The 25,772-nt window shown below is 65.8% G+C and carries 22 protein-coding genes; 16 read left to right on the top strand and 6 right to left on the bottom strand.

Annotated elements, in window-relative coordinates:
- Positions 1-102: 102 nt before the first annotated feature.
- Genes manD through V2B31_RS08180 form a run of 3 tightly spaced genes read right to left on the bottom strand, consistent with a single transcriptional unit; the run spans position 103 to position 6,061 of the window.
- Positions 103-1,314, bottom strand: coding sequence for a D-mannonate dehydratase ManD (manD, locus tag V2B31_RS08190; RefSeq protein ID WP_328277281.1), 1,212 nt, complete (start codon positions 1,312-1,314; stop codon positions 103-105).
- A gap of 14 nt (positions 1,315-1,328) precedes the next feature.
- A complete protein-coding gene (locus V2B31_RS08185; RefSeq protein WP_328277279.1) occupies positions 1,329-3,689 on the bottom strand; it encodes a glycoside hydrolase family 3 N-terminal domain-containing protein in 2,361 nt (786 codons plus the stop codon).
- A complete protein-coding gene (locus V2B31_RS08180) occupies positions 3,686-6,061 on the bottom strand; it encodes a glycoside hydrolase family 3 N-terminal domain-containing protein (protein WP_328277276.1) in 2,376 nt (791 codons plus the stop codon). Before V2B31_RS08180 ends, V2B31_RS08185 begins: the two co-directional genes overlap by 4 nt.
- Before the next feature lie 164 nt (positions 6,062-6,225).
- On the opposite strand from V2B31_RS08180, the gene V2B31_RS08175 reads away from it, so the two are divergent.
- Together V2B31_RS08175 and V2B31_RS08170 are read left to right on the top strand one after the other, a co-directional pair.
- Positions 6,226-8,346 carry an alpha-glucuronidase family glycosyl hydrolase gene (locus V2B31_RS08175; RefSeq protein ID WP_422247317.1) on the top strand — a complete coding sequence of 707 codons (2,121 nt, stop codon included), beginning with the start codon at positions 6,226-6,228 and terminating at the stop codon, positions 8,344-8,346.
- Positions 8,347-8,421: 75 nt separating this feature from the next.
- The gene (locus V2B31_RS08170; protein WP_328277271.1) at positions 8,422-9,492 is read left to right on the top strand and encodes a LacI family DNA-binding transcriptional regulator; all 1,071 of its coding nucleotides are present in this window, start codon (positions 8,422-8,424) and stop codon (positions 9,490-9,492) included.
- A gap of 60 nt (positions 9,493-9,552) precedes the next feature.
- On the opposite strand, the gene purB is transcribed toward V2B31_RS08170, so the two are convergent.
- Positions 9,553-10,869 (bottom strand): adenylosuccinate lyase, encoded by a 1,317-nt coding sequence (purB, locus tag V2B31_RS08165; protein ID WP_328277267.1) that lies wholly within the window; start codon positions 10,867-10,869, stop codon positions 9,553-9,555.
- A 263-nt stretch (positions 10,870-11,132) separates the two neighbouring features.
- Here purB and V2B31_RS08160 point away from each other — a divergent pair, with 263 nt between their 5' ends.
- Positions 11,133-11,549: an EF-hand domain-containing protein gene (locus V2B31_RS08160; protein WP_328277264.1), complete on the top strand. Its 417-nt coding sequence runs from the start codon at positions 11,133-11,135 to the stop codon at positions 11,547-11,549.
- A gap of 109 nt (positions 11,550-11,658) precedes the next feature.
- Here V2B31_RS08160 and V2B31_RS08155 read toward each other — a convergent pair whose 3' ends face one another.
- A complete protein-coding gene (locus tag V2B31_RS08155) occupies positions 11,659-11,871 on the bottom strand; it encodes a hypothetical protein (RefSeq protein WP_328277357.1) in 213 nt (70 codons plus the stop codon).
- A 162-nt stretch (positions 11,872-12,033) separates the two neighbouring features.
- On the opposite strand from V2B31_RS08155, the gene V2B31_RS08150 reads away from it, so the two are divergent.
- From V2B31_RS08150 to V2B31_RS08110, 9 genes are all read left to right on the top strand, one after another.
- A complete protein-coding gene (locus tag V2B31_RS08150; RefSeq protein ID WP_328277353.1) occupies positions 12,034-13,176 on the top strand; it encodes a fumarylacetoacetate hydrolase family protein in 1,143 nt (380 codons plus the stop codon).
- Positions 13,173-13,931, top strand: coding sequence for an SDR family NAD(P)-dependent oxidoreductase (locus V2B31_RS08145; protein WP_328277262.1), 759 nt, complete (start codon positions 13,173-13,175; stop codon positions 13,929-13,931). The genes V2B31_RS08150 and V2B31_RS08145 overlap by 4 nt, the downstream gene beginning before the upstream one ends.
- Positions 13,900-14,808 carry an SMP-30/gluconolactonase/LRE family protein gene (locus V2B31_RS08140; protein WP_422247315.1) on the top strand — a complete coding sequence of 303 codons (909 nt, stop codon included), beginning with the start codon at positions 13,900-13,902 and terminating at the stop codon, positions 14,806-14,808. Before V2B31_RS08145 ends, V2B31_RS08140 begins: the two co-directional genes overlap by 32 nt.
- 27 nt (positions 14,809-14,835) lie before the next feature.
- On the top strand, positions 14,836-16,248 hold the full coding sequence (locus V2B31_RS08135; protein WP_328277260.1) for a sugar porter family MFS transporter: 1,413 nt from the start codon (positions 14,836-14,838) through the stop codon (positions 16,246-16,248).
- Positions 16,249-16,262: 14 nt separating this feature from the next.
- On the top strand, positions 16,263-17,135 hold the full coding sequence (locus V2B31_RS08130; RefSeq protein ID WP_328277258.1) for an aldose 1-epimerase: 873 nt from the start codon (positions 16,263-16,265) through the stop codon (positions 17,133-17,135).
- A 34-nt stretch (positions 17,136-17,169) separates the two neighbouring features.
- Positions 17,170-17,532 (top strand): lipopolysaccharide assembly protein LapA domain-containing protein, encoded by a 363-nt coding sequence (locus V2B31_RS08125; RefSeq protein ID WP_328277255.1) that lies wholly within the window; start codon positions 17,170-17,172, stop codon positions 17,530-17,532.
- Positions 17,529-18,203: an orotidine-5'-phosphate decarboxylase gene (pyrF, locus tag V2B31_RS08120; RefSeq protein WP_328277253.1), complete on the top strand. Its 675-nt coding sequence runs from the start codon at positions 17,529-17,531 to the stop codon at positions 18,201-18,203. Before V2B31_RS08125 ends, pyrF begins: the two co-directional genes overlap by 4 nt.
- A 134-nt stretch (positions 18,204-18,337) precedes the next feature.
- Positions 18,338-18,997, top strand: coding sequence for a hydrolase (locus V2B31_RS08115; protein ID WP_328277252.1), 660 nt, complete (start codon positions 18,338-18,340; stop codon positions 18,995-18,997).
- A gap of 58 nt (positions 18,998-19,055) precedes the next feature.
- On the top strand, positions 19,056-20,987 hold the full coding sequence (locus tag V2B31_RS08110) for an amidohydrolase (protein ID WP_328277250.1): 1,932 nt from the start codon (positions 19,056-19,058) through the stop codon (positions 20,985-20,987).
- Between the two features lie 9 nt (positions 20,988-20,996).
- On the opposite strand, the gene V2B31_RS08105 is transcribed toward V2B31_RS08110, so the two are convergent.
- Entirely contained in the window at positions 20,997-21,734 is a 738-nt protein-coding gene (locus V2B31_RS08105) for a Crp/Fnr family transcriptional regulator (protein ID WP_328277248.1), read from the bottom strand.
- Positions 21,735-21,913: 179 nt separating this feature from the next.
- Between V2B31_RS08105 and V2B31_RS08100 the strand changes: the two genes are divergently transcribed.
- The 4 genes from V2B31_RS08100 (at position 21,914) to V2B31_RS08085 (ending at position 25,769) form a co-directional block, all read left to right on the top strand.
- On the top strand, positions 21,914-22,855 hold the full coding sequence (locus tag V2B31_RS08100) for a hypothetical protein (RefSeq protein ID WP_328277246.1): 942 nt from the start codon (positions 21,914-21,916) through the stop codon (positions 22,853-22,855).
- Positions 22,852-23,505 (top strand): HesA/MoeB/ThiF family protein, encoded by a 654-nt coding sequence (locus tag V2B31_RS08095; protein ID WP_328277244.1) that lies wholly within the window; start codon positions 22,852-22,854, stop codon positions 23,503-23,505. Before V2B31_RS08100 ends, V2B31_RS08095 begins: the two co-directional genes overlap by 4 nt.
- 318 nt (positions 23,506-23,823) lie before the next feature.
- Positions 23,824-24,489, top strand: a complete 666-nt coding sequence (locus V2B31_RS08090) for an ABC transporter ATP-binding protein (protein ID WP_328277242.1) — start codon at positions 23,824-23,826, stop codon at positions 24,487-24,489.
- Complete coding sequence (locus tag V2B31_RS08085) at positions 24,486-25,769, top strand: ABC transporter permease (protein WP_328277240.1); 1,284 nt, start codon at positions 24,486-24,488, stop codon at positions 25,767-25,769. The genes V2B31_RS08090 and V2B31_RS08085 overlap by 4 nt, the downstream gene beginning before the upstream one ends.
- Positions 25,770-25,772: the final 3 nt, after the last annotated feature.

Genomic DNA, 25,772 nt, shown 5'->3' with positions numbered 1-25,772 from the left:
CAGGCGGGAATCCATCTCCCACCTCGGCGGTTGGGGAGAAGGACGGAGATGGATCCCCGCCTTCGCGGGGATGACGATGATGTGGATGCCGCGTTCATCGGCTCACCAGTTGAACAGCGTGCCGTCCTCCAGCCGGTTCACCGGCAGGAAGGCGCGCTGATACTCGTAGCCGGCGGCCAGTTGCTCGTCGATGTCGACGCCCAGGCCCGGCGCGTCGCCCGGATGCATCATGCCGTCCTCGAACGTATAGGCATGGGGGAAGACCGCGTCGGTCTCGGGCGTGTGGCGCATATATTCCTGGACGCCAAAATTGGGCACGCTGATGTCGAAATGCAGTGCGGCCGCCATGCAGACCGGCGACAGGTCGGTCGCGCCATGGCAGCCGGTCTTGACCTGATAGAGGTCGGCGAGCGCGGCGATGCGGCGCAGGTGGGTGATGCCGCCGGCATGGACCACGGTGGCTCGGATATAGTCGATCAGCTGGTTCTGGATCAGATCCTTGGCGTCCCAGATCGAATTGAAGATTTCGCCCACCGCGAGCGGCGCGGTGGTGTGCTGGCGGATCAGCTTGAACGCCTCCTGATTCTCGGCGGGGGTCGCGTCCTCCAGCCAGAAGGGGCGGTAGGGTTCGAGATCCTTGCCCAGACGGCCGGCCTCGATCGGGGTCAGGCGGTGGTGGATGTCGTGCAGCAGATGCACATCCCAGCCCAGAGCCTCCCGCGCAGCCTTGAACAGTTCGGGGACGATGCGCAGATATTTGCTGGTGTTCCAGACATTTTCGGTCGGCAGGTCAGCGTCCGCCGGCTCGTAGAAATAGCGGTCCTTGCTGACGCCATAGGTGGACGCCATGCCCGGCACACCGCACTGGATGCGGATCGCCTTGTAGCCCTGCTTCTGGTAGTCGAGCGCAGCCTCGATCGTGTCCTCGATCGACGTGCCGTTGGCATGGCCATAGACCATCACGCCCTCGCGGCTCGCGCCGCCCAGCAGCTGATAAACCGGCAGGCCCGCGATCTTGCCCTTGATGTCCCACAGCGCCATGTCGACCGCCGCGATCGCGGTCATGGTGACAGGGCCGCGCCGCCAATAGGCGCCCTTGTAGAGATATTGCCAGATATCCTCGATCCGGTGCGCGTCCCGGCCGATGAGGCAGGGGACGACATGGTCGGTGAGGTAGCTGGCGACCGACAGTTCGCGGCCGTTGAGCGTCGCGTCGCCGACGCCGGTGGTGCCGTCGTCGCAGATGATCTTGAGGGTGACGAAATTGCGGCCGGGACAGGTGATGATGACCTTGGTGTCAACGATTTTAGGCATTTGGGAAATCCTGTTCAGATGACTTCGAGCGGGATGGTCTGCAGATTTTCGCTGTCCGGCCCGACCATGATGTCGAAGAGGCCGGGTTCGACCACCTCCTCCATGTCGAGATTCCAGAGCGAGAAGGCGGAAGGGCCGAGCGTGATGCGGACGGTTTTCGTTTCGCCGGGCGCGAGAGAGACGCGCTTGAACCCCTTCAATTGCTTGATCGGGCGGGTGACGCTGGCGGTCTGATCGCGGACGTAGAGCTGGACGACCTCGTCCCCTGCCCTCTGGCCGGTATTGCGCACGTCGACTTCGACCGTCACTTCGCCGCCTGTGCCGATGCGGGGAGAAGAAAGCCGTGGCTTTCCGAACTCGAATGTCGTGTAGCTGAGGCCATATCCGAAGGGGTAGAGCGGCGTTATGTCCTCGAACACATAGCCGCGCCGCGCCGAGGGTTTGCGGTTGTAAAAGACCGGCACCTGGCCCGCGTCGCGCGCGACGGTGACGGGCAGCTTGGCGCCGGGATTGACCTCGCCGAACAATATGTCGGCCATGGCCGTGCCGCCCTCCTGCCCCGGATACCAGCATTCGAGCAGCGCGTTCGCGCCCTCCGCGACAGTGGGGTAGCTGGGCGGGCGGCCGTTGATCGCGCAGACGATGACGGGCCTGCCGGTCGCCTTCATCGCGAGGAACAGGTCGTTCTGCTCACCCAAAAGGTCGAGGCTGGTGCGGTCGCCGAGATGGTTCTTGGCGAAGCCCTCGCGGCTGGTCTGTTCGGTGTCGCCGATGGCGAGGATGACGATGTCGGCCGACTTCGCCACCTCGACCGCCTCCGCGATCAGCGCGCGGTTTTTCGCCGGGTCGGCCAGCAGCACCTCATTAGCCGAGCGATCCTCGCTCTGGGTGATGAACACGCCCTGGGCATGGACGACCTCCGCCTTGCCCTTGAGCTTGACCTGCACCCCTTCGAGCAGCGAGACAGTCTGGCGCGGCACGCTCGAATAGCCGCCGAGGCGGGCGATGGCGGCGTTGGGACCGATCACCGCCACCCGCTTCTGCGCGCCGGGGGTGAGCGGCAAGGTGCCGTCATTTTTGAGCAGCACGATCGAGCGATGCGCGGCCTTGAGCGCCAGCGCGCGGGCTTCCTTGTTGCCGGTGAGCGCCGCATGATCCTTGCGCGGCCAGGGATTTTCGAACAGGCCCGCGCGGAATTTCAGCGTCAACATGCGTGTGCAGGCGATGTCGACCGCTTCTTGAGGGACTTTTCCGCTGCGGACCTGTTCCACGAGCGTCCGATAGCTGGTCCCGTCGGGCAGCTCGCAATCCACTCCGGCGCGAAGAGCCGCGCGCGCGGCTGCCTGCGGGTCGGGCTGGACATGGTGGATGGTGTCGAGTTCGTGGACCGCGCCATAGTCGCTGACCACCGCGCCGTCGAAACCCCATTCGCCGCGCAAAATGTCGTTTAGCAGCCAGCGGTTCTGGTGGCTGGGGACGCCGTCAATCTCGTTATAGCTGGGCATGACGGCGGCGATGCCGGTGCGATTCACGACTTCACGGAAGGGCGGGAAGAAATTTTCGCGCAATTCCCGCTCGCTGATCGGCGCAGGGGCGATATTCTCGCCGGCCTGCGGCTGGCCGTGGCCGGTCATATGCTTCAACGTCGCCATGACCTTGTCGGGGCCGAGTTGCCTGCTTTCGCCCTGAAGGCCAAGGACGGCGGCGACGCCCATCTCGCCGCAGAGATAGGGGTCTTCGCCGAACGTCTCCTCGATCCGGCCCCAGCGCGGATCGCGGGCGATGTCGACCACGGGCGAGAGCGCCAGATGGACGCCGCGGGCGCGGACCTCGCGGGCGATGACGGACTGGACCTCGCGCATCAGGTCGCGGTCGAAGCTGCCGGCGAGGCCGATCGCCATCGGGAACATGGTCGCTTCCGTCGCCATATAGCCGTGGAGCGATTCCTCGTGGAACAGGACGGGGATGCCGAGGCGGGTTTCCTCGATCGCCCATTTCTGGACGGCGGCGACGAAATCGACCGTCTCCTGCGGCGTGCGCCAGCGCGCGCCGACGCCGCCCGCCTGGTTGGCGTCGCCCGCCACGCCGCGCTTGTCGGACGGGCGGGTGATCTGGCCGAAGCTGTGCGGATAGGCGGCGCTCGCCTTGGCGGGGGAGAAGGCGATGCCGTCCATCACCTCCGCCTTGGTCGCCCAGAGCGCGATGATCTGCGCGACCTTCTCCTCCAGCGTCATGCGGGCGAGGAGATCGCGGACGCGCAGGTCGATGGGCGCGGATGCGTCCTTGTAGAGCGGGCCGCTGCGCGCCTTCGCCAGCGCCGGGGTGGCGGCGGTGGAGGCGAGCAGGCCGAGGGCGTGGCGGCGCGACAGGCTCATGGCGTCACCGTCAGCGTCGTGGACTGGAGCGCGACCGAGCTATTGCCGGTCATGATCTCGAATTCGCCCGGCTCGACCACGCGCTCCATCCGGCCGTTCCACATCTGGAGGCTTTCGGGCGTGATCGCGAAGCTGACGGTGCGGGTTTCGCCGGGTTTCAAGGTCACGCGCTGGAAGCCCTTCAGCTCCTTGATCGGGCGGGTGACCGAGCTGACCTTGTCGCGGATGTAGAGCTGGACCACCTCATCGCCTTCGCGCGCGCCGCTGTTGCGAACAGCGAGTGAGACAGTTGTTTGACCGCCCACGCCGATACGGCTCACCGCCAGCTTCGGCTGGGACAGCTCGAATGTCGTGTAGCTGAGGCCGTAGCCGAACGGGTAGAGCGGGTCGGTCGTGTCGAACAGATAGCCGCGCCGCGCCGATGGCTTGGCGTTGTAGAAGATGGGCAACTGGCCGACCGAGCGGGGGATGGTGACGGGCAGCTTGCCGCCCGGATTGACGTCGCCGAACAGGACGTCGGCGACGGCATTGCCGCCCTGTTCGCCCAGATACCAGCCTTCCAGGATCGCGTTGGCCTGCTCGCTGATCTTGACGGTCGAGGCGGGGCGGCCGTTGATGAGGATGACGGTGATCGGCTTGCCGAGCGCCTTCAGCGCATCGAACAATTCCTGCTGTTCGCCGACGAGATCGAGGCTGGGGCGGTCGCCGAGATGGCTGCTGGCCCAGCCTTCGCGGCTCGATTGCTCAGTGTCGCCCAAGGTAAGGATGATGCGGTCGACGTTGCGGGCCGCCTCCACCGCCTGCGCGATCAGCCGGCGGTTTTCGGCCGGGTCGGACTTGACCACCTTGTCCTCCCACCAGTCGTCATTGTCGGTAATCTTGACGCCTTGGGCAAAGACGATGCTGGCGCGTTTGCCGACCTTCGCCCTGATGCCGTCGAGGATGGAGACCTTGTGCGGCGGCTCGCCATAATAGCCGCCGAGGCGCGCGACGGCGGCGCTGGGGCCGATGATCGCTATGCTGCCTTCGGGCTTCAGCGGCAACATGCCGTCATTCTTGAGCAGGGTTATCGAGCGTTGCGCGGCGGTGAGCGCCAGCGCGCGCGCTTCGGCATTATTGGTGATCTTTTCCGAGGCGGCGGCATCGGCATAGGGGTTCTCGAACAAGCCGGCGCGGAATTTCAGGTCCAGCATCCGACGCACCGCCTGGTCGACCTTCGCCTCGCTGACCTTGCCTTCGCGGACCAGCTTGCCGAGCTTTGCGTAGGAGATGCCGTCGGGCAGGTCGGCGTCCACGCCCGCGTCGAGCGCGCGGATCGCCGCGCCCTCCAGGTCGGGGGCGATATGGTGGATGCTCATGAGCTGGTCGACCGCCGAATAGTCTGAGACGACCGCGCCCTTGAAGCCCCATTCGCGGCGGAGCACATCCTCCAGCAGCCAGCGGTTGGCGTGGCTGGGAACGCCGTCGATCTCGTTATAGGAGGCCATGACCGCCTCTATGCCGGTGCGCTTCACCACCTGCTCGAAGGGCGGGAAGAAATTCTCGCGCAGTTCGCGTTCCGAATAGGGCGCGGGGCCGACATTGGTGCCGCTTTCGGGCTGGCCATGGCCGGTCAGATGCTTGAGCGTGGCGAATACCTTGCCGGGGCGAAGCTGGCGAGCGCGGCCTTCCCCCTGCAAGCCTTCGACGGCGGCGACGCCCATCTCGCCGGCGAGATAGGGGTCTTCGCCGAACGTCTCCTCGATCCGGCCCCAGCGCGGATCGCGGGCGATGTCCACGACCGGCGAGAGGACGAGGCTGACGCCGCGCGAGCGGATTTCGCGGGCAATGACTTGGTTCACCTCCCGCAGCATCGCGGGATCGAAGGAGGAGGCCATGGCGATGGCCTGGGGGAAGCTGGTCGCGCCGACGGCCGCATAGCCGTGCAGCCCTTCCTCATGGAAGAGGATCGGGATGCCGAGGCGCGTTTCCGTCATCGCCCATTTTTGCAGGGCGTTGACGAGCGCGACCGTCTGGCGCGGTGTGCGTCCTGGTGCGACCCGAGGACTCACGCCCGCCTTCGCGTCGGAAGGACGGGCAAAATGGCCGAGGCCCGCCGGATAGGCGGCCCGGAGCTTGGCGAGGTCGAGCTGGAGCCGGTCGTCGAAGAGCGCGACCTTGCCCTCCCAGACCGTGGTGATCTGCGCGATCTTTTCGTCCAGCGTCATGCGGGCGAGCAGATCGTCGACGCGCGATTCGACAGGAGCCGACGCATCCTTGTAGAGCGGGCGGGCGCTGGCGGAGGCAGGCGCGGCAGCGGCCGGGGCGACGGGCGCGACCATGCTGAGCGCCAGCGCGGTCGACAGGCCCAGGATTTTGCCGGGATGGATCATGGTGGAAGCCCCCTCCATTTTTGACCGGCCGGCGCTTTTCGCTTGCAGCGCCGACTGATACCGTTACCATTGGTCGGACAAGACATGCTTGTCAATGCCGTTTAAGCGGCCGGCAAGGATCGCATCAAGGAGAGGGATGAGTGATAGCGCGCCTGGGTTTCTGGATGATGAGCCTCGCCTGCCTGGCACTGTCGCCGATGGCGCGGGCTGAGGACGGCTATGATCTGTGGCTGCGCTATGCCCGCGCCGACGAAAGCCGCGCCGCCGCTGTTTCCGCCCATGCGAGCGCTATCGTGGCGGCCGGAAGCAGCGCGACGCTGAAAGCCGCGACCGACGAACTGCAACGCGGCGTCGCCGGCATGACCGGGCGCGCGCCTGCCCTGGCAACCGAGCCGCAGGCCGGCGCACTGTGGCTGGCGACACCGGCCACGACCCCTGCCCTGCCGGTCAAGACCGGCGCGCTGGGGCAGGAAGGCTATGCCATCCGGTCGATCCAGCAGGGTGGCAAGGCCATGACGCTGATCGCCGCCAACAGCGATATCGGCCTGCTGCACGGCGCCTATCATTGGCTGCGGCTGGCGCAGACCGGGGCGCGACTCGATGCGCTCGACATCGTCAGCGCGCCGAAGATCGGGCTGCGGCTGCTCAATCACTGGGACAATCTGGATGGCACGGTGGAGCGCGGCTATGCCGGGCAGTCGATCTGGGACTGGTGGCGGCTGCCCGACTATAAGGGGCCGCGCTATACCGATTATGCCCGCGCCAACGCCTCGATCGGCATCAACGGCACGGTCCTCAACAATGTGAATGCCAAGGCCGACAGCCTGACCGCGTCCTATATCGCCAAGGCGGCGGCGCTGGCGGATATGCTCCGGCCCTATGGCATCCGCGTCTATCTGTCGGTCAGATGGACCGCGCCGATGGAGTTGGACGGCCTTAAGACCGCCGATCCGCTCGACCCGCAAGTCGCCGCCTGGTGGAAGGCGAAGGCCGACGAAATCTATCGCGCCATCCCCGACTTCGGCGGCTTCCTGGTGAAGGCCAATAGCGAGGGCCAGCCGGGACCGCAGGATTATAAGCGCACCCATGCCGATGGCGCGAACATGCTTGCCGGCGCGGTGAAGCCGCATGGCGGGATCGTGATGTGGCGCGCTTTCGTCTACGCCCATGACAATCCCGACGATCGCGCGAAGCAAGCTTTCACCGACTTCAAGCCGCTGGACGGCCAGTTCGCCGACAATGTCATCGTGCAGGTGAAGAATGGCGCGATCGACTTCCAGCCGCGCGAGCCCTTCCATCCGCTGTTCGGCGCAATGCCCAGGACGCCGCTGATGATGGAATTCCAGATCACCAAGGAATATCTCGGCCAGTCGACCCACCTTACCTATCTGGGGCCATTGTTCGAGGAGGTGCTGGACGCCGACACCTATGCGAAGGGCAAGGGTTCGACCGTCGCCAGGGTGATCGACGGGTCGCTCGACGGGCACAGGCTGACCGGGATCGCCGGGGTCGCCAATATCGGGGTCGATCGCGACTGGAGCGGGTCGATCTTCAACCAGGCGGACTGGTACGCCTTTGGTCGTATGGCGTGGGACACCAGCCTGTCGGCGGAAGCAGTCGCGCGCGAATGGGCGGCGATGACGTTCTCGCCCGACCCGCGCGTGGTTGCGCCGGTCGTCGCCATGATGATGGGATCGCGCGAGGCGGCGGTCGACTATATGACGCCGCTCGGCCTCGCCCATGTCATGGGCACCGGCCATCATTATGGCCCCGCCCCCTGGGTGTCGGACCTGGCGCGGCCCGAATGGAACCCGGTCTATTATCACAAGGCGGACGCCGCCGGCATCGGCTTCGACCGGACGAAGACCGGCAGCGACGCCATCGCCCAATATGCGCCGCAGATCGCAAAAATTCTTGGCAGTCCAAGGACTACGCCGGAACGCGACCTGCTATGGTTCCATCATGTTCCATGGGATTATCGCCTGAAATCGGGCGAGACATTGTGGGACGGGATGGTCCGTCAATATGATCGCGGGGTCGCTTACGTCGCCGACATGCAGCGGACATGGGAGGGGCTTCGCCCGCTGGTGGACGCCGAACGCTTCGCGCAGACGGAGAGCTTCCTCGCCATCCAGCGGCGCGAAGCGACATGGTGGCGCGACGCCAGCATCGCCTATTTCCAGTCGACCAATCGCCTGCCCCTGCCCGCCGGCGCGGCCGCTCCGGCGCATGACCTCAATTGGTACAAAGCGCAGCGCTTTCCCTATGCGCCCGGCCATCACTGATTTTTCACTTATGTTGCGCGGCGGATGACGCTACCATTTCGGAAACGACATCATACGCACGAAAGCCCGACCCCGTTGAGCGACACAAGAACCTCGCGCCGCCAGCGCAACGCGCCGACCATCAACGACGTGGCGCGCCATGCGGGGGTGTCGCCGATGACGGTGTCGCGGGTCATCAATTCAGAACAGGTAGTGCGCGCCGCGACGCGGGAGAAGGTGGAGGCGGCGATCGCGGCGCTCAACTATGCGCCGAGCGCCGCCGCGCGCACGCTGGCGGGCGGGGACGAGACGCGGATCGGCCTTCTCTACTCCAACCCTTCCTCTTCCTATCTCAGCGAGTTTCTGGTCGGGAGCCTCGATCAGGCGAGCCGCAGCGGCGTGCATCTGGTCGTCGAGAAATGGGACGAGGCGATGTCGATCAAGGCGGTGGTCGACCATCTCCAGCGCGGCCGGGTGGATGGCGTCATCCTGCCGCCGCCGCTGTGCGACATGTCCGATCTGGTGAAGGCGCTGGAGAAGGCCGGCATGCCGGCGGTGGCGGTGGCGACAGGGCTGCCGCTGCCAGACCTCGCCGCCGTGACGATCGACGACCGCCATGCCGCCTATGAGATGACGCGGCACCTGATCGCGCTCGGCCATGACCGGATCGGCTTCATCAAGGGCAACCCGAACCAGAGCGCCAGCACCAAGCGGTTCGAGGGCTATGTCGAGGCGTTGCAGCAGGCCGGCCTGCCAGTGCAGGATGAGCTGATCGCGCAGGGCTATTTCACCTATCGGTCGGGGCTGGACGCAGCCGAACATATCCTCTCGCTGCTCGACCCGCCGACCGCGATCTTCGCCAGCAACGACGATATGGCGGCCGCGACCGTCGCCATTGCGCATCGCACCGGGCTGGACGTGCCGGGCGACCTTACCGTCTGCGGGTTCGACGATACGTCGCTCGCGACCACGATCTGGCCGGAACTGACCACGATCCGCCAGCCGATCAGCGCCATGGCGCGCGCGGCGGTGGAGGTGCTGGTGCGCGAACTGCGCGCGCGGCACGGGCGCGACGGCGAGGCCGAGCATCTGGTGCTCGACTATGAACTGATCCGGCGGCAATCCGACGCCGCGCCCCGGATGCGGCCGAGGATGGGGGTGCGGTAAGCCTGGGCTCTGCTCACCAATGGACGAAGATATAGGCTCCCCGGCGCAGGCTTTATCAGATCACGCTTCGCCGAACACCCGGCGGAAGATCGTGTCCACCTGCTTGAAGTGATAATCGAGGTTGAACTTTTCCTCGATCTCCTGCGCGGGGAGCGCGGCGGTGACATCCGGGTCGGCCTTCAGCAGTTCCAGCAGCGACAACACGCCGTCCGATTCCCAGACCTTCATCGCGTTGCGCTGAACGTAGCGGTAGCTGTCCTCGCGGCTCACGCCCGCCTGGGTCAGCGCCAGCAGCACGCGCTGCGAGTGGACGAGGCCGCCCATCTTGTCGAGATTCTTCATCATCCGTTCGGGATAGACGAGCAGCTTGTCGATAACGCCGGTCAGGCGGGCCAGCGCGAAGTCGAGGGTGATGGTGGCGTCGGGGCCGATATAGCGCTCGACCGAGCTGTGGCTGATGTCGCGCTCATGCCAGAGGGCCACATTCTCCATCGCGGGGAGCGCATAGGCGCGGACCATGCGCGCGAGGCCGGTCAGATTTTCGGTCAGCACCGGGTTGCGCTTGTGCGGCATGGCGCTGCTGCCCTTCTGCCCGGGCGAGAAATATTCCTCCGCCTCCAGCACTTCGGTGCGCTGGAGGTGGCGGACCTCGACCGCGAGCCGCTCGATCGAGCTGGCGATGACGCCGAGCGTCGCGAAGAACATGGCGTGGCGGTCGCGCGGAATGACCTGCGTGGAGACGGGTTCGACGGCGAGGCCGAGCTTTGCCGCGACATGCTCCTCGACGCGGGGGTCGATATTGGCGAAGGTGCCGACCGCGCCGGAAATGGCGCAGGTGGCGACTTCGGCGCGGGCGGCGATCAGGCGCGCCTTGCACCGGCTGAATTCGGCATAGGCTTCGGCCATCTTGAGTCCGAAGGTCACGGGTTCGGCATGGATGCCGTGGCTGCGGCCGATGGTCGGGGTCAGCTTATGCTCGAAGGCGCGGCGCTTGATGACGTCGAGCAGCCTGTCGAGATCCTCGATGAGGATGTCGGCGGCGCGGGTGAGCTGGACGGCAAGGCACGTATCGAGCACGTCGGACGAGGTCATGCCCTGGTGCATGAAGCGGGCTTCGTCGCCCACCTGTTCGGCCACCCAGGTCAGGAAGGCGATGACGTCATGCTTGGTCACCGCCTCGATCGCGTCGATCGCGGGCACGTCGATCGCGGGGTTGGTCGCCCACCAGTCCCACAGCGCCTGTGCCGCCGACGGAGGCACGACGCCCAGCTCGCCCAGCTTCTCGGTCGCGTGCGCTTCGATCTCGAACCAGATTTTGAAGCGCGCTTCCGGTTCCCAGAGGGCGGTCATTGCGGGGCGGGCGTAGCGGGGGACCATGGCGAATCCTGAAGGCTGGAGGGGAAAAGATGCGCGCCGCCTAGCAGCGTCGGCGCAGCGGGGCAAATCGCGGGCGCCTTTCGAGTCAAGGCGAGATGCGCGGCAAATATTCGCGACGAGGCGAACCAATATTCAAGACGAATATGGCGAGATGAACGGATGTTCAGGAACATTGACCCAGGTTCATTCATTATTGCTTCAGTTAAAATGCTGGACTGGAACCAACCTCATCCAGGCCGATCATATGGCAAAAGGAGTTTGTGATGTTCTGCACTATATTGCTCAGCACGGCTTTGGCCGTGACAGCACCGGCGATGGCGCAGACCGCCCCCGATCAGAGCGCCAGCCCCGCCGCGCCGCAACCGGCCGCTCCGGCACAGCCCGCCGCCGCCCAGCCGCAGGCAGCGACACCCGCCAACCCGGCCGCCAGCGTGGCGGCGATCGTGGACAGCGAGTTTCCGGCCTATGACGCGAACAAGGACGGGGCGCTGGATCAGTCGGAATTTTCCCGCTGGATGGTGGCGCTCAAGGATCAGGAAATGAAGGCGACCGGCGCGACCCTGGCGCCCGAGCAGGTGACCGCCTGGGCCAATGGCGCATTCACCACCGCCGACAAGGACAAAAGCGTCTCCGTCAGCAAGCCCGAGCTTATCAGCTATCTGAGCGGCGGCGCGGGCTGACGCCGAGCTGACACGACCCGGATCATCCGGGCCTATAAGAGCCTGCCGGGTCGCACCGGAGGGCGGCATGGAGCGAAGGCCATGCCGCCCTTTTTTTCGCGCCGCAGCCTCAGCTCTTGCGACGGTAATAGAGGAGGGCCGCGACGATCGCGGCGGAGCCGATGCCGACGGCCGTGCCCATCCACACGCCCTTTCCGGCCGACTTGCGGGCGGCATCGGCAAGAGGCGTGTCGCCGGGCGGATTGGCGGTGGCGTCGGGAGCGGGCATGTCAGGCTCGGCAGTTGCGGCCGGAGACGGCGGCATGTCTTTGGCTTTGCTCATAGTCACGCCCTTATGGCGCAAAGCCGGGCCGACGGAAAGACGCAGAAGCGTTCGCACTCAATCTGGATCAGCGGTTCGGTTTTCGGCAAAGCGCCTCTTGACTTCGCTGCCATATAGATGTTGGTAGCGCTATCAAAGACAAGCATCCAATAGGAGTTGATGATGCCGGGGGACGCCGCCTTGTCCGATTGCCTTCCGTCCGATTGGCGGGAGGGCCTTTTCCTTGGCCGCGTGCAGACCGCCGCCGGCCCCAGCCCCATATTGGTCGCGCAGGGCGTCGCCTATGACATGAGCCGAGTCGCGCCCACGGTCGCGCAACTGGCCGACCTGCTGCCGTTGTCGCCGGAGGGTGGCGAGGCGCTTGGCCCGCTCGATGAACTCGCCCTGCCGCTGCTGAGCCCGGTCGACCTGCAATGCGTCAAGGCGTGCGGCGTCACCTTCGCCGTGTCGGCGCTGGAGCGCGTGATCGAGGAAGGCGCGCGCGGGGACGCTTCGCGGGCGGTGGAGATTCGCGGTCGGCTGGAGGAACGGGTCGGTGGATCGATCCGCAGCGTGGTGCCGGGCACGCCTGAAGCCGCTGCGCTCAAGGCCGCGCTGATCGAGGACGGGCTGTGGTCGCAATATCTGGAAGTCGCGATCGGCCCCGACGCGGAGGTGTTCACCAAATCGCCGATCCTCTCCACCGTGGGCGTTGGCGCGGAGATCGGCATCCGGTCCGATTCCACCTGGAACAACCCGGAGCCGGAAATCGTGCTGGTGGTCGACAGCGCTGGCAATACGGTCGGCGCGACGCTGGGCAACGACGTCAACCTCCGCGATTTCGAGGGCCGCTCGGCGCTGCTGCTGGGCAAGGCGAAGGATAATAACGCCTCCTGCTCGCTCGGTCCGCTGATCCGCCTGTTCGACGACGGCTTCACCATCGACGATGTGCGCAACGCCGAAGTCGCGCTGACCATCGACGGACCGGAAGGCTATCGACTGGACGGCGTCAGCAGCATGAACCAGATCAGCCGCGATCCGCTCGATCTGGTGCGCCAGACGCTGTCGCAGCACCAATATCCCGACGGGTTCGCGCTGTTCCTGGGCACATTGTTCGCGCCGGTGCAGGATCGGGACGAGCCGGGTCGCGGCTTCACCCACAAGGTCGGCGATATTGTCACCATCTCAACCCAGCGCCTCGGCAAGCTGGTGAACAAGGTCGTGACGTCGAAGGATGCGGCGCCCTGGACCTTCGGCGTTGCCGCCCTGATGACCAATCTGGCCGTGCGCGGCCTGCTGAATGTGAAAGAGAAAGAACACGCATGAACCGCGCCATCTATCCCAGCTTGAAGGACAAGCGGGTTTTCATTTCCGGCGGCGGTAGCGGTATCGGAGAGGGTCTGGTCGAAGCATTTGCCCGGCAGGGCGCACGGGTCGCCTTCTGCGACATCGCCGTGGCGGAAAGCGAGGCGCTGGTCGCGCGGCTCGCCGACGCGCCGGTCGCGCCTATTTTCCATGCCATCGACCTGCGTGACATCGACGCGGTGCAGGCTATGATAGGGTCCGTCGAGCAGCAGCTGGGCGGGATCGACATCGTCATCAACAATGCAGCCAATGACGATCGCCACAGCATCGAGGAGGTCACGCCCGCTTATTGGGACGAGCGGATGGCGGTGAACCTGCGCCACCTCTTCTTCGTCGCGCAGGCGGCGGCGCCGGCGATGAAACGCGCGGGCGGCGGCGTGATCCTGAATTTCGGGTCGATCAGCTGGCACCTCGCTCTGCCCGACCTGGTGCTCTACCAGACCGCCAAGGCGGCGATCGAAGGGCTGACCCGCAGCCTCGCCCGCGACCTTGGCCGCGAGAATATCCGCGTCAACACCATCATCCCCGGCAATGTGAAAACGCCGCGCCAAGAGAAATGGTACACGCCCGAGGGCGAGGCGGAGATCGTCGCCGCCCAGTGTCTCGACGGACGCATCCTGCCGGTCGATGTCGCCGCGCTGGCGATGTTCCTGGCGTCGGACGATGCGCGCTATTGCACCGGCCATGACTATTTCATCGACGCCGGGTGGCGCTGAAATGGCGGGCGGGCAGCCGGTGAGTGTGCTCGGCGTCGGCGCGACGCTGGGCGAAGGGCCGGTCTGGGTCGCGCGCGACGCGGCGCTCTGGTTCGTCGATATCAAGGCGCATCGCGTCCACCGCTATGATCCTGCGTTGAACGCGGGGCGGAGCTGGGCCGCACCGGGGCAGGTCGGCTGGATCTTGCCGACCGACGACGGGCTGTTCGCCGCCGGGCTGCAATCGGGCGTGAATCGTTTCGATCCGGCGGACGGCAGCTTCACGCTTCTCCACGCGCCCGAGGCGCATCTGCCCGGCAATCGCCAGAATGACGCGACCGTCGCGCCCGATGGCGCGATCTGGTTCGGGACGATGGACGATAGCGAGGAGCAGACAAGCGGCCGCTTCTACCGCTTCCACAAGGGCGTGTGCGCCGACGCAGGATTGCCGCCCTTCTCCATCACCAACGGCCCTGCCCTTTCGCCCGATGGGCGCATCCTCTATCACACCGACACGCTGGGCAAGCGCATCTGGCAATGCGCGCTGCACGAGGGGAAAGTGATCGACCGCCCGACCATCTTCGCCACGATCGAGGACGGCGCGGGCTGGCCCGACGGCCCGACTGTCGATGCCGAAGGCTGCGTGTGGACCGGGCTGTTCGGCGGCTGGGCGGTGCGGCGCTATGATCCGGCGGGCACGCTGATGCGGGAAATCCGCTTTCCGGTCGCCAACATCACCAAGATCGCCTTCGGCGGCGAAGGCCTGACCACCGCCTATGCGACGACCGCGCGCAAGGGATTGGACATGACAGCGTTGACAGAACAGCCTTTGGCAGGCGATCTGTTCGCCTTCGATGCCGGGGTTGCCGGGCTGCCGGGGATCGTGGCGACGATATAAACGACAAAAGACTGGAAGGACGGGCGAATGAGCGAGGGGAGCGCGGGCAAGGTCAACATGGCCTTCATTGCGGCCATCGTCGCGGTGGCGACGATCGGCGGATTCATGTTCGGCTATGATTCGGGGGTCATCAACGGCACTCAGAAGGGGCTGGAAAGCGCCTTCGATCTTGGCGAACTGGGCATCGGCATCAATGTCGGCGCGATCCTGATCGGGTCGTCGATCGGCGCGTTCGGCGCGGGGCGAATGGCCGACATCATCGGCCGGCGCGGCGTCATGATGCTCTCCGCCATCCTCTTCCTGGTGAGCGCGCTGCTCGCCGGCGCGGCCGATTCGTCCGCGATCTTCATCATCGCCCGCATCATCGGCGGCCTGGGCGTGGGCGCGGCGAGCGTGATCTCGCCCGTCTATATTTCCGAAGTCACCCCCGCCAATGTGCGCGGACGGCTGTCGTCGGTGCAGCAGGTCATGATTATCTCCGGCCTGACCGGCGCGTTCGTCGCCAATTTCGTGCTGGCGCGCTATGCGGGCGGATCGACCGCGCCGCTGTGGCTCGACTATCCGGCGTGGCGCTGGATGTTCTGGCTCCAGGCGATTCCCGCCGCCATCTACTTCCTCGCGCTGTTGGTGATCCCGGAAAGCCCCCGCTATCTGGTGGCGCGCGGGCAGGAAGAGCGCGCCCATGCGGTGCTGACCCGGCTGTTCGGCGAGGCCGAAGCGACGCGCAAGGTGGCGGAGATCCGCGCGAGCCTGGCCGCCGACCATCATCGCCCCAAACTGTCCGACCTCATCGACAAGACGAGTGGCAAGATCCGCCCGATCGTGTGGACCGGCATCGGCCTTGCCGTGTTCCAGCAGTTCGTCGGCATCAACGTCGTCTTCTATTATGGCGCGACTTTGTGGGAAGCGGTCGGCTTTTCCGAGGATTATGCGCTCCAGACCAATATCCTGTCGGGCGTGCTGTCGATCGGCGCGTGCCTCGCCACGATCGCGCTGGTCGACAAGATCGGTCGCAAGCCGCTGCTGCTGATCGGGTCGGCCGGCATGGCGGTGACGCTGGCGACGGTCGCCTACGCCTTCTCCACCGCCGTCACCGGCGCGGACGGCGCGGTGTCGCTGCCGGGGAATAACGGCATCATCGCGCTGGTCGCGGCGAACCTCTACGTGATCTTCTTCAACTTGAGCTGGGGACCGATCATGTGGGTGATGCTGGGCGAGATGTTCCCGAACCAGATACGCGGGTCGGGGCTGGCGGTCGCCGGCTTTGCCCAGTGGATCGCCAACGCGATCGTCTCGGTCAGCTTCCCGTCGCTGGTCGTCTCGCCGGGTCTCGCCACCGCCTATGTCGGCTATGCAATCTTCGCGCTCATATCCTACTTCTTCGTGCGCGCCATGGTGAACGAAACGAAGGGGCGCGAGCTTGAGGATATGGTCGGCTGAGCGAGGGGACGATCATGCTGCGGGCGGGAGGGCTGGAGGCAGCGCTCTCGCCCGCCATCGGAGGTGCGCTGCTGCGCCTTTCGCTGGATGGGGCGGACCTGCTGCGGCCGACGCCGGCGGGGGCGACCGATCCGCTCGCGATGGCGAGCTTTCCGCTAGTGCCCTATGCCAATCGTATCGCGCATGGGCGCTATGCGGTGGAGGGGCAGCGCTATCAGTTGCCGCTGAATTTCGGCGATCATCCGCACAGCATCCATGGCTTTGGCTGGCAGGCGCCGTGGGCGGTGAGCGAAACGACCGGAGCGGAGACCCGGCTGATCCAGGACCATAATGGTGACGCTGGCTGGCCTTGGCCTGACCGGGCCGAGCAGCATGTGGCGCTCAGCCCGTCCGAGCTGTCGCTTTCGCTATCCCTGACCAACAAGGGTGAGAGCGCCATGCCGGCGGGGCTTGGCTTCCACCCCTATTTCGTCGCGGATGCCGACACCCGGCTCCAGTTCGATGCGCAGAGCCTGCTGCTTTCCACCGCCGACATGCTGCCCGAGCGGGAGGTCGCGGCCGACGCGCTGGGAGACTGGTCGCAGCCCTGCGGGATCGCGGGTGACAGCCTGATCGACAATGCCTATGGCGGCTGGAGCGGGGTCGCGACCATCCTGCGCGGCGACGGCATCGCGATCACGATGCGCGCGGCGGGTGCCCCCTGGCTGCATCTCTATCGTCCGCCCGGCGAAGCCTTTTTCTGCCTGGAGCCGGTCAGCCACAGCCCCGACGCGATCAACCGTGGCGGCATGGATATGCTGCCGCCGGGAGGGACCGCGACGCTCGCCATGACCCTCTCCATCGGCAAAATCGAACCGGCGCTTCCGAAATCGGCTGCAATCGCCTAAGCTCGCGCGGCAAGCAGCAGCGAGGGACCAGCCTATGCAATTTTTGCGGACCGCCTTCTGGGTCGTCGTCGCCGTCGCGCTCGCCTTCTTCTGCATGGCGAACTACAAGGATGTGGAGGTCACCCTCTGGGGCGATCTGGTCATGGAAACCAAGCTGCCGGTGCTGCTGATCGGCGCGTTCCTGCTGGGCGCCCTGCCCTTCTGGATCATGGCGCGGGCGACACGCTGGCGGATGCGCCGACGGCTGACCAGCGCGGAGCGGGCGCTGGCCGCCGCGACCGCTGCTGCCGCGCCGCCGCCTTCGCCCGCGCTTGCCGATGCGCCGGCGCTGCCCGTCATCGAACCCGCCCCCGTTACGCCCACGCCAACCCCGACCGCTCCGACAGGATTGCCATGACCAGCCCGCTCTACGTCGCCATCGACACGCCCGACCTCGCCAAGGCGCAGCGCCTGGCGGAACAGGTGCGACGGCATGTCGGCGGCCTCAAGCTCGGCCTCGAATTTTTCTGCGCCAACGGCCATCATGGCGTGCATGAAATGATGAAGGTCGGCCTGCCGATCTTCCTCGACCTGAAGCTGCACGACATTCCGAACACCGTCGCCAAGGCGATCCAGGCGCTGCACCTGCTGGAGCCGGCGATCCTGACGGTCCATGCCGCCGGCGGGCGCGCCATGCTGGAGGATGCCAAGGCGGCGGCGGGGGTCAATACGAAGGTCGTGGCGGTCACGGTGCTGACCAGCCTGGACGACGCCGACCTGCTCGATATCGGCGTCGGCGGGAAAGCGGAGGATCAGGTCCGCCGCCTCGCCGATCTGGCGCAGAGCGCGGGGCTGGACGGCATCGTCTGTTCCGGCGAGGAAGTGGCAATGGCGAAGAAGGCCTGGAGCGACGGCTTCTTCGTGGTGCCGGGCGTGCGACCGGCGGGCGGCGCGATGGGCGACCAGAAGCGCGCCGTCACCCCGCGCGAGGCGCTGGACCGGGGCGCGTCGATCCTGGTGGTCGGGCGGCCGATCAGCCTGGCCGACGATCCCGACCTTGCCGCGCGCGAGATAGAGGCGACGCTGTAGAAGGCCGCCTTTTCTATTTTCCTGAACAATTGGGATGATTTAATCAGGATTTTCGGCTGTAAGTGGTTGCCCTACTTCTCGCCTCAGCCCGGACGCCCCGGCACCCACCACGGTTTTTGAGAGGAGTTACCGCCATGACGATCACCGCTACCCCCACGCCCGCCAAGGCGCTGCTGTCGCCCGCCAACCATGCGCTGGTGCTGATCGATTTCCAGTCGCAAATGGCCTTCGCCACCAAGTCGATCGCGCCCGAACTGCTGCGCAACAATGCCGCGCTGGTCGCGAACGCCGCCGCCGGCTTTAAGGTGCCGACAATCCTGACGACGGTCGCCGAAAAGACATTTTCCGGGCCGATGTTCAGCGAAATCACCGACGCCTTTCCCGACCAGCCGATGCTCGACCGCACCAGCATGAACACATGGGAGGACGCCGCCGTCATCGAGGAGGTCAACCGCATCGGCCAGGAGCGGCTGGTGTTCGCGGGCCTGTGGACCAGCGTCTGCATTGTGGGGCCGGTCCTTTCGGCGCTGGAGCAGGGCTTCGACGTCTATGTCATCACCGACGCGAGCGGCGACATCAGCGAGGAAGCGCATGAGCGCGCGGTCGCGCGGATGGTGCAGGCGGGCGCGAAGCCGATCACGGCGCTGCAATATCTGCTGGAGCTGCAACGCGACTGGGCGCGCGCAGAGACCTATGATCTGACGACCGGCATCGCCCGCAAATGGGGCGGCGCCTATGGCCTGGGCATCACCTATGCCAAGACCATGTTCAACGCCTCCGAAGGCGCGCACTGAGCAAGCGGACAGGAGCGCGCGCCGCTCCCGTCCAGCCCCTTCGGAAAGGTCAGCCGCCATGTCCGCCCTCACCCGCCGCCAGGCGCTTGCCAGCGCCGCGTCCCTCCCCCTGCTGACCGCCACGGAGAGCTTCGCCATGCCCGACCCCGATCTCGTCATCGTCAATGCGAAGGTGACGACGCTGGATCGGGAAAATCCGGTGGCGCAGGCGGTGGCGATGCGCGGCGGCAGGTTTCTCGCCGTAGGCAGCGAGCAGGAGGTGCGCGCCGCCGCCGGGCCGGGCGCGCGCGTGATCGACGCCAGGGGACGGCGGCTGATCCCCGGTCTGATCGACAGCCACATCCATGTCATCCGCGGCGGGCTGAACTATAATATGGAACTGCGCTGGGACGGCGTGCCGACCCTGGCCGACGCGATGGCGATGCTGAAGCGTCAGGCGCAGATCACGCCGCCGCCGCAATGGGTGCGCGTGGTGGGCGGCTTTACCGAGCATCAGTTCGCCGAAAAGCGGCTGCCGACGCTGGACGAGATCAACGCCGCAGCGCCGGACACGCCCGTCTTCATCCTCCACCTCTATGATCGCGCGCTGCTGAATGCCGCAGCGCTGCGGGCGGTGGGCTATACCAAGGACACGCCCAACCCGCCGGGCGGCGAGATCGTCCGCGACGCGGCGGGCAATCCGACCGGCCTGCTGCTGGCCCAGCCCAATGCAACGATCCTCTATGCGACGCTCGCCAAGGGGCCGAAGCTGCCGCAGGAGTATCAGCTCAATTCCACCAGGCACTTCATGCGCGAACTGAATGCGCTCGGCGTCACCAGCGTGATCGACGCGGGCGGCGGCTACCAAAATTATCCCGACGATTATGCGGTCATCGACAGACTGCACAAGGATGGCGCGCTGACGCTGCGGATCGCCTATAATCTTTTCACCCAGAAGCCCAAGGAAGAGCTGAAGGATTTCGCCACCTGGTCGACGCAGATCAAGCCGGGCGACGGCGACGACACCTATCGCCACAATGGCGCGGGCGAGATGCTGGTCTATTCGGCCGCCGATTTCGAGGATTTCCGCGTCGCCCGGCCCGACATGCCGCCCAATATGGAGAGCGATCTGGAGCCGGTCGTCCGCCTGCTCGCCGAGCGGCGCTGGCCCTGGCGGCTGCACGCGACTTACGACCAGACGATCGGGCGGGCGCTTGACGTGTTCGAGACGGTCAACCGGGACATTCCGCTGCAAGGGCTCAACTGGTTCTTCGACCATGCCGAAACGATCAGCGAGCGGAATATCGACCGGATCGCCGCGCTGGGCGGCGGCATCGCGGTGCAGCATCGCATGGCGTTCCAGGGGGAATATTTCGTCGAGCGTTATGGCGCGAAGGCGGCCGAGGCGACGCCGCCGATCAAGCGGATGATGGCGGCCGGCCTGCCGGTCGGCGCTGGCACCGATGCGACCCGTGTCGCGAGCTACAATCCCTGGGTGTCCTTAAGCTGGCTGGTGACGTCGAAAACGGTGGGCGGGCTGGCGCTCTATCCGGTTCGCAACCGGCTGGACCGCGAAACGGCGCTGCGGCTGTGGACGGAGAAGAACACATGGTTCTCCAGCGAAGTCGGCAAGAAGGGGCAGATCAAGGCCGGGCAGCTGGCCGACCTGGCGCTGCTGTCGGACGACTATTTCGGCGTGCCGGAGGATCAGATCGCCCATCTGCGATCGGTGCTGACCGTGCTGGGCGGGAAGATCGTCTATGGCGAGGGCGATTATGCGCCGCTCGCCCCCGCCGCGCCGAAGGCGATGCCCGACTGGTCGCCGGTCGCGACCTTTGGCGGCTATTATCGTCAGCCCGAAACGGCGCAGAAGCTGGCGGCGGCCTGCGGATGCCATGCGGCCTGTTCGGTCCATGGCCACGATCATGCCGCCGCGCTGGGCGCAACCGCGCCCGCCGCCGATGTGCAGAGCTTCTGGGGCGCGCTGGGCTGCGGCTGCTGGGCGGTGTGAGGCGCCCCTTTAGCCCATAGCGGGATTGAGCCGCTCCCACGCCTGATGCCCGGCGCCGACCGGGATGCGGTTCGCCGCCAGTTCCTTCAGCCCTGCCATGTCCGTGATGCGAAACATGTTGCGCCCGCGCTCGATAAGCCCGCTTCGATCGAGCCGCTTCATGATGCGGTTCATGTGCACCACGCTGACGCCGATGACCTCGGCGATCTGATGCTGTCGCACCGGAAAGTCGAAGCGGCCGTTCGTCACAAGGCCTGCCGCATCGAGCCGGTTGTGGATGTCGATAAGGAAGGCGACGAACCGCTCATAGGCTTCGGTCGCGCCCAGCCATGACAGGGCGTGCATCAGCGCGACCCGCTCCTTCTGCGAACTGAGTAGCATTGCGGCCGCCACGCGCGGGGCCTGAGCGAACACCGCGCCGAGGCGCCCGGCCGGGATATGCGCGACGGTCGCGTTACTGACCGCCTCCAGCGTCTCGACGGCCCGCGCCATGGCGAGGCTGGGAAAACCCAGCATGTCGCCGCACAGGTGAACCTTGACGATCTGCCGCTGGCCGTTCTTCAGCATGACCGACGACGCCACCCAGCCGTCGAGCAGGAAATAGACCCCGTCGACCTCACGCCCCTCCGAACGGATCGTTTGCCCTTTCGCTACCGGGTAGGGTTGCGACATGCACTGCCGCATCATTTCGACATCCGACGCGGTCAGCGGGACGAATTCTACCAGGCGGTGATAGGGCGGCCGCATCTCATGCTCCATCGCGGCAGCTCTACAGCGACGCCCAGACCTGCATCATTAACATTTGTTGCGATTGAAACACAGAGGATGAAGCATGGGGGGGCGGACGGCAGCGCATGGCGGTCCCGCGCAGCGACGGGTTCTAGACTGTTAATTCTTCTGCGATACGGAGCCCATGAGGGGGAGACATGATCGTCCTGCTGCGTGCGATGAAAGATGGGCATATGAAGGTGCGCTTCCATGCGAGCGCCGCCCATCATGTGCATATCTACGAGAGGCCGGGCGAATGGATGCCGGCCGATCAACTGGCGGCGCTGATCGCCGACTGCCGCACGGTCGTGCGCGCCTGCCTGTCCGGCCGCGACCTCGATTATGGATTGTTCGATCCCGCGACGCATGCATGGTCCCGGTCAGTCATCACGCTGGTCCGGCGACGCGACGACGGCAGGCCGGTGGCGTTCAACGCCATGCCCCTGCTGGCGGTCAGCCGCGCCGGGCGGCAGGAGGAGGTGCTGCATCTGGGCCTGGTGATGGTCGATCCGGCCGAACGCAGCGGCGGACTGTCCTGGATCCTCTATGGCCTCACCTGTTTCGCGCTGTTCCTGCGGCGGCGGATGCGTCCGCTATGGATCAGCAGCGTGACGCAGGTGCCCGCTGTCGTCGGCATGGTGGCCGAGACGTTCGGCAATGTCTTTCCGGCGCAGGCGGGAACGCGCCAGAGCTTCGCGCACCGGCATCTGGCGCACCAGATCATGCGCCACCATCGCGCCGCATTCGGCGTAGGCGCGGAGGCCGGCTTCGACCTCGACCGTCAGGTCATCACCGACGCCTATACCGGCGGGTCCGACAATCTGAAGAAGCGGTTCGACATGGCGGCGGCGCATCGCGACCCGCGCTACAATGATTTCTGCCGGCGCGCGCTGGATTATGACCGGGGCGACGACCTGTTGCAGATCGGGATGATCGACCTTGGCGCGGGGCATCGTTTCCTCAAACGATCCGTGCCGCGCGCCGCGCTGCCGCAACTGCTGCTCCAGGCGATGGTCGTCGCGACCGGCGCGCTGGTCGTGCCGCTGCTGCAATGGCTCGACGCCGGCAAACCCCTCAACCGCCTGAGGCCCACCCGATGACCCCATTCAGCTATGCCGAGATGACGACCCGCAACCGCGGCTTCGTCAGCGAAACCGAACAGGCGCGGTTGCGCGACGCCCATGTGTTCATTCCCGGCGTGGGCGGCATGGGCGGCGCGGCCTTCATGGCCCTGCTGCGCGCCGGCGTCGGGCGGTTCACCATCGCGGACATCGATATATTCGAAACCTCCAACCTCAACCGCCAGCTGTTCTGCACGGCCGACAGCATCGGCCAGCCCAAGGCGCAGGCCGCGCGCGACCTGGCTCTGCGGATCAATCCCGAAGCGCGGATCGATCTGCTCGGCGCGGAATGGACCGACGCGCTGGACCGCATATTGCCGACCGTCGACGTCGCGATCAACGGCACGGACGATGCAGCGGCGGGCGCGCAATATTATCGCAAGGCGCGCGAGCATGGCTGCACGCTGATCGATGCCTATGCCTCCCCCCTGCCCTCCGTCACGGTGGTGCGGCCGGCCGATCCCCGGCTGGAGGACCGGCTGGGCTATCCGACCCAGGGCGTCCCCTGGACGCAAATAACACGGGACATGGCGGTCGAGTGCCTGATGCGCGAGATCGCATATGTGCTGACGCACAGTTCCTCCCATAAATATGTGGATCCAAGCGGACGTTCTCGTTGTCATAGATAGCTTACCATGGGCACCACTCCCGCGCAGCGGGTTCGTGCACCGACCCTTTGTCGCCATTCAGGCACCATTTTTGCAACCCCATGTCTGGACCTTCCGGTAACCAACAGGTCGCGACCAACATACGCCGTGCACAGGCCAAGCCTTGAGCGACCGCTTACGTCAGAAGCTGCAGATCGAGCTTCCGGTGCCGCTGCTGCGCACACAGTCGCTGTCCATGCGGAGCCCTCCATATTCTAGAAATGCCGACCTTGCTCCCTATTCGTGTTATGATACATCGTCTCTGCTGCTTTACATGGCAGCGGCTCGGAGTTCGAAATAATGTCTGCAGATCCTATCCTTGCCATAAGAGGGCTGGGACATAGCTATGATGGACGACCTGTTCTCTCGAAAATGGCTTTTGAGCTGAGCGAGGGCCAGCACCATTTGCTCCTGGGCCCTTCTGGATCGGGCAAGACCACGTTAATCCACGCGATTTCCGGATTGTTAGAACCCGTTCAGGGTAGCATCACCATCGATGGCGAGCCGATGACCGGACGGAGCGCGGCCGCTCGCGATCGACTGAGGCGGGACAAGATTGGGCTCATCTTCCAGTCACTGAGGCTAGTTTCCGCGCTGACTGTCCGCGAAAATCTGCGCCTTGCCGGCCGTTTGAGCGGGCATTCCGCTACCGATGACAGCATCGACGCGCTGCTGGGTCAGGTCGGGATCGGCCACCGCGCATCGGCCAAGCCGCGTCAACTGAGCCAGGGCGAGGCGCAGCGGGCGGCGATCGCACGCGCGCTGGTCGGCAAGCCCCGGCTGCTGATCGCGGACGAGCCGACATCGGCGCTGGATGACGAAAATGCCCACCGTGTCGGCGCGTTGCTGATCGAGACGGCGGACCGCAACGGATCGACCCTGCTCATCGCCACGCATGACCAGCGGCTCAAGCCGCTCATCCCGCGCGCCGTCAGCCTCGTGCCGACAGTGGCGACCATGCAATGATCCGCCTTGCCCTCGCCTATCTGCGCGACCGTCCGCTGATGACGGCGCTCAACGTCCTGCTGCTGGCGCTCTCGGTGGCCACGCTGGTCATGCTGCTGTCGGTCTCGACTCAGCTTGGCGAGCGGTTCGAACGGGATGCGCAAGGGATCGACCTGGTGGTCGGCGCCAAGGGGTCGCCGCTCCAGCTGATCCTCTCCAGCATCTACCAGATGGATACGCCTACGGGGAATATCCCGCTGGAGAGCATCGCTCTGCTTCGCCGCGATCCTTCGGTGCGGCAGGCGATCCCGCTTGCCATGGGCGACAATTTCCGCGGCTATCGTATCGTCGGCACGGAGCCTGCCTATCTGACGCTCAAAAATGCGCAACCGGTTAGAGGCCGCCTGTTCGCTAGGGCGCGAGAGGTGGTGATCGGCGCGCGCGTGGCCGAAGAGCTGGGCATGGGTCTCGGCCAGCGCTTCGTCGGATCGCACGGGCTGGTCGCGGACGAGTCGGCTGGAGAGCATGAGCATTCGCCCTTCACCACGGTCGGCGTTCTGGCGCCCACCGGATCGGTCGTGGACCGGTTGATCCTTACCCCGGTCGAGAGCGTCTGGGAGGCGCATGGCATCGACCATGATCATCATGGCGCGGAAGCGCATGGCGATCAGGATGCGGACCACCATGAAGCCGAAGCGCATCATGACGAGCACGAGCATGAAGCCGTCAGCCTGACCGAGCGCGAGGAGTTGAAGCCGGAGATCACGGCGCTGCTCGTGTCCTACAAGTCCGCCTTCGGCGCCGTACGCATCCCGTCCATGATCAACCGCCAGACCAACATGCAGGCGGCGGTGCCGGCGGTAGAGACGGCGCGCTTGCTCTCGCTGCTGGGTGTCGGCATCGACGGCGCGCGGCTGTTCGCCTGGTTGCTGGCAGCGACCGGAGGACTCTCCATCTTTGTCGCGCTGTTGGCAGCGGCATCGGCGCGTGAGGGCGATCTGGCCTTGCTACGGATCATGGGCGCGAGCCGGGTGCAGGTGTTCGGCACTATCATCGTTGAAGGACTGCTCATCGCTGCAATCGGAGCCATCGCTGGCCTCGTCCTAGGTCACGGTGTTCTAGGGCTCGCTCGCGCCAATTTCGAGCAGCTCAGGGACTTCGGCTTCGATCCGCTCACGATGCTGCCGGGCGAATGGGCCATCGTGGTCGCGGTGCTCGGCATCGGCCTCGTCGCGGCGCTGATCCCCGCCATTCGCGTGTTCCGCCTCAATCTGGCGGACACACTTGCCCGATCGAGCTAGGAG

Source organism: Sphingobium sp. (assembly GCF_036170395.1).
In the GTDB taxonomy this organism is placed as follows: domain Bacteria; phylum Pseudomonadota; class Alphaproteobacteria; order Sphingomonadales; family Sphingomonadaceae; genus Sphingobium.
The sequence above is the reverse complement of the archived record's forward strand: the minus strand, read 5'-3'. Positions and strand labels throughout refer to the sequence as shown.

Coding starts and splice junctions, on each gene's coding strand:
- manD (WP_328277281.1), bottom strand. CDS start 1,314: ATGCCTAAAATCGTTGACACCAAGGTCATCATCACCTGTCCCGGCCGC.
- V2B31_RS08185 (WP_328277279.1), bottom strand. CDS start 3,689: ATGAGCCTGTCGCGCCGCCACGCCCTCGGCCTGCTCGCCTCCACCGCC.
- V2B31_RS08180 (WP_328277276.1), bottom strand. CDS start 6,061: ATGATCCATCCCGGCAAAATCCTGGGCCTGTCGACCGCGCTGGCGCTC.
- V2B31_RS08175 (WP_422247317.1), top strand. CDS start 6,226: ATGATGAGCCTCGCCTGCCTGGCACTGTCGCCGATGGCGCGGGCTGAG.
- purB (WP_328277267.1), bottom strand. CDS start 10,869: ATGGTCCCCCGCTACGCCCGCCCCGCAATGACCGCCCTCTGGGAACCG.
- V2B31_RS08160 (WP_328277264.1), top strand. CDS start 11,133: ATGTTCTGCACTATATTGCTCAGCACGGCTTTGGCCGTGACAGCACCG.
- V2B31_RS08155 (WP_328277357.1), bottom strand. CDS start 11,871: ATGAGCAAAGCCAAAGACATGCCGCCGTCTCCGGCCGCAACTGCCGAG.
- V2B31_RS08150 (WP_328277353.1), top strand. CDS start 12,034: ATGCCGGGGGACGCCGCCTTGTCCGATTGCCTTCCGTCCGATTGGCGG.
- V2B31_RS08145 (WP_328277262.1), top strand. CDS start 13,173: ATGAACCGCGCCATCTATCCCAGCTTGAAGGACAAGCGGGTTTTCATT.
- V2B31_RS08140 (WP_422247315.1), top strand. CDS start 13,900: ATGACTATTTCATCGACGCCGGGTGGCGCTGAAATGGCGGGCGGGCAG.
- V2B31_RS08135 (WP_328277260.1), top strand. CDS start 14,836: ATGAGCGAGGGGAGCGCGGGCAAGGTCAACATGGCCTTCATTGCGGCC.
- V2B31_RS08130 (WP_328277258.1), top strand. CDS start 16,263: ATGCTGCGGGCGGGAGGGCTGGAGGCAGCGCTCTCGCCCGCCATCGGA.
- V2B31_RS08125 (WP_328277255.1), top strand. CDS start 17,170: ATGCAATTTTTGCGGACCGCCTTCTGGGTCGTCGTCGCCGTCGCGCTC.
- pyrF (WP_328277253.1), top strand. CDS start 17,529: ATGACCAGCCCGCTCTACGTCGCCATCGACACGCCCGACCTCGCCAAG.
- V2B31_RS08115 (WP_328277252.1), top strand. CDS start 18,338: ATGACGATCACCGCTACCCCCACGCCCGCCAAGGCGCTGCTGTCGCCC.
- V2B31_RS08110 (WP_328277250.1), top strand. CDS start 19,056: ATGTCCGCCCTCACCCGCCGCCAGGCGCTTGCCAGCGCCGCGTCCCTC.
- V2B31_RS08105 (WP_328277248.1), bottom strand. CDS start 21,734: ATGCGGCCGCCCTATCACCGCCTGGTAGAATTCGTCCCGCTGACCGCG.
- V2B31_RS08100 (WP_328277246.1), top strand. CDS start 21,914: ATGATCGTCCTGCTGCGTGCGATGAAAGATGGGCATATGAAGGTGCGC.
- V2B31_RS08095 (WP_328277244.1), top strand. CDS start 22,852: ATGACCCCATTCAGCTATGCCGAGATGACGACCCGCAACCGCGGCTTC.
- V2B31_RS08090 (WP_328277242.1), top strand. CDS start 23,824: ATGTCTGCAGATCCTATCCTTGCCATAAGAGGGCTGGGACATAGCTAT.
- V2B31_RS08085 (WP_328277240.1), top strand. CDS start 24,486: ATGATCCGCCTTGCCCTCGCCTATCTGCGCGACCGTCCGCTGATGACG.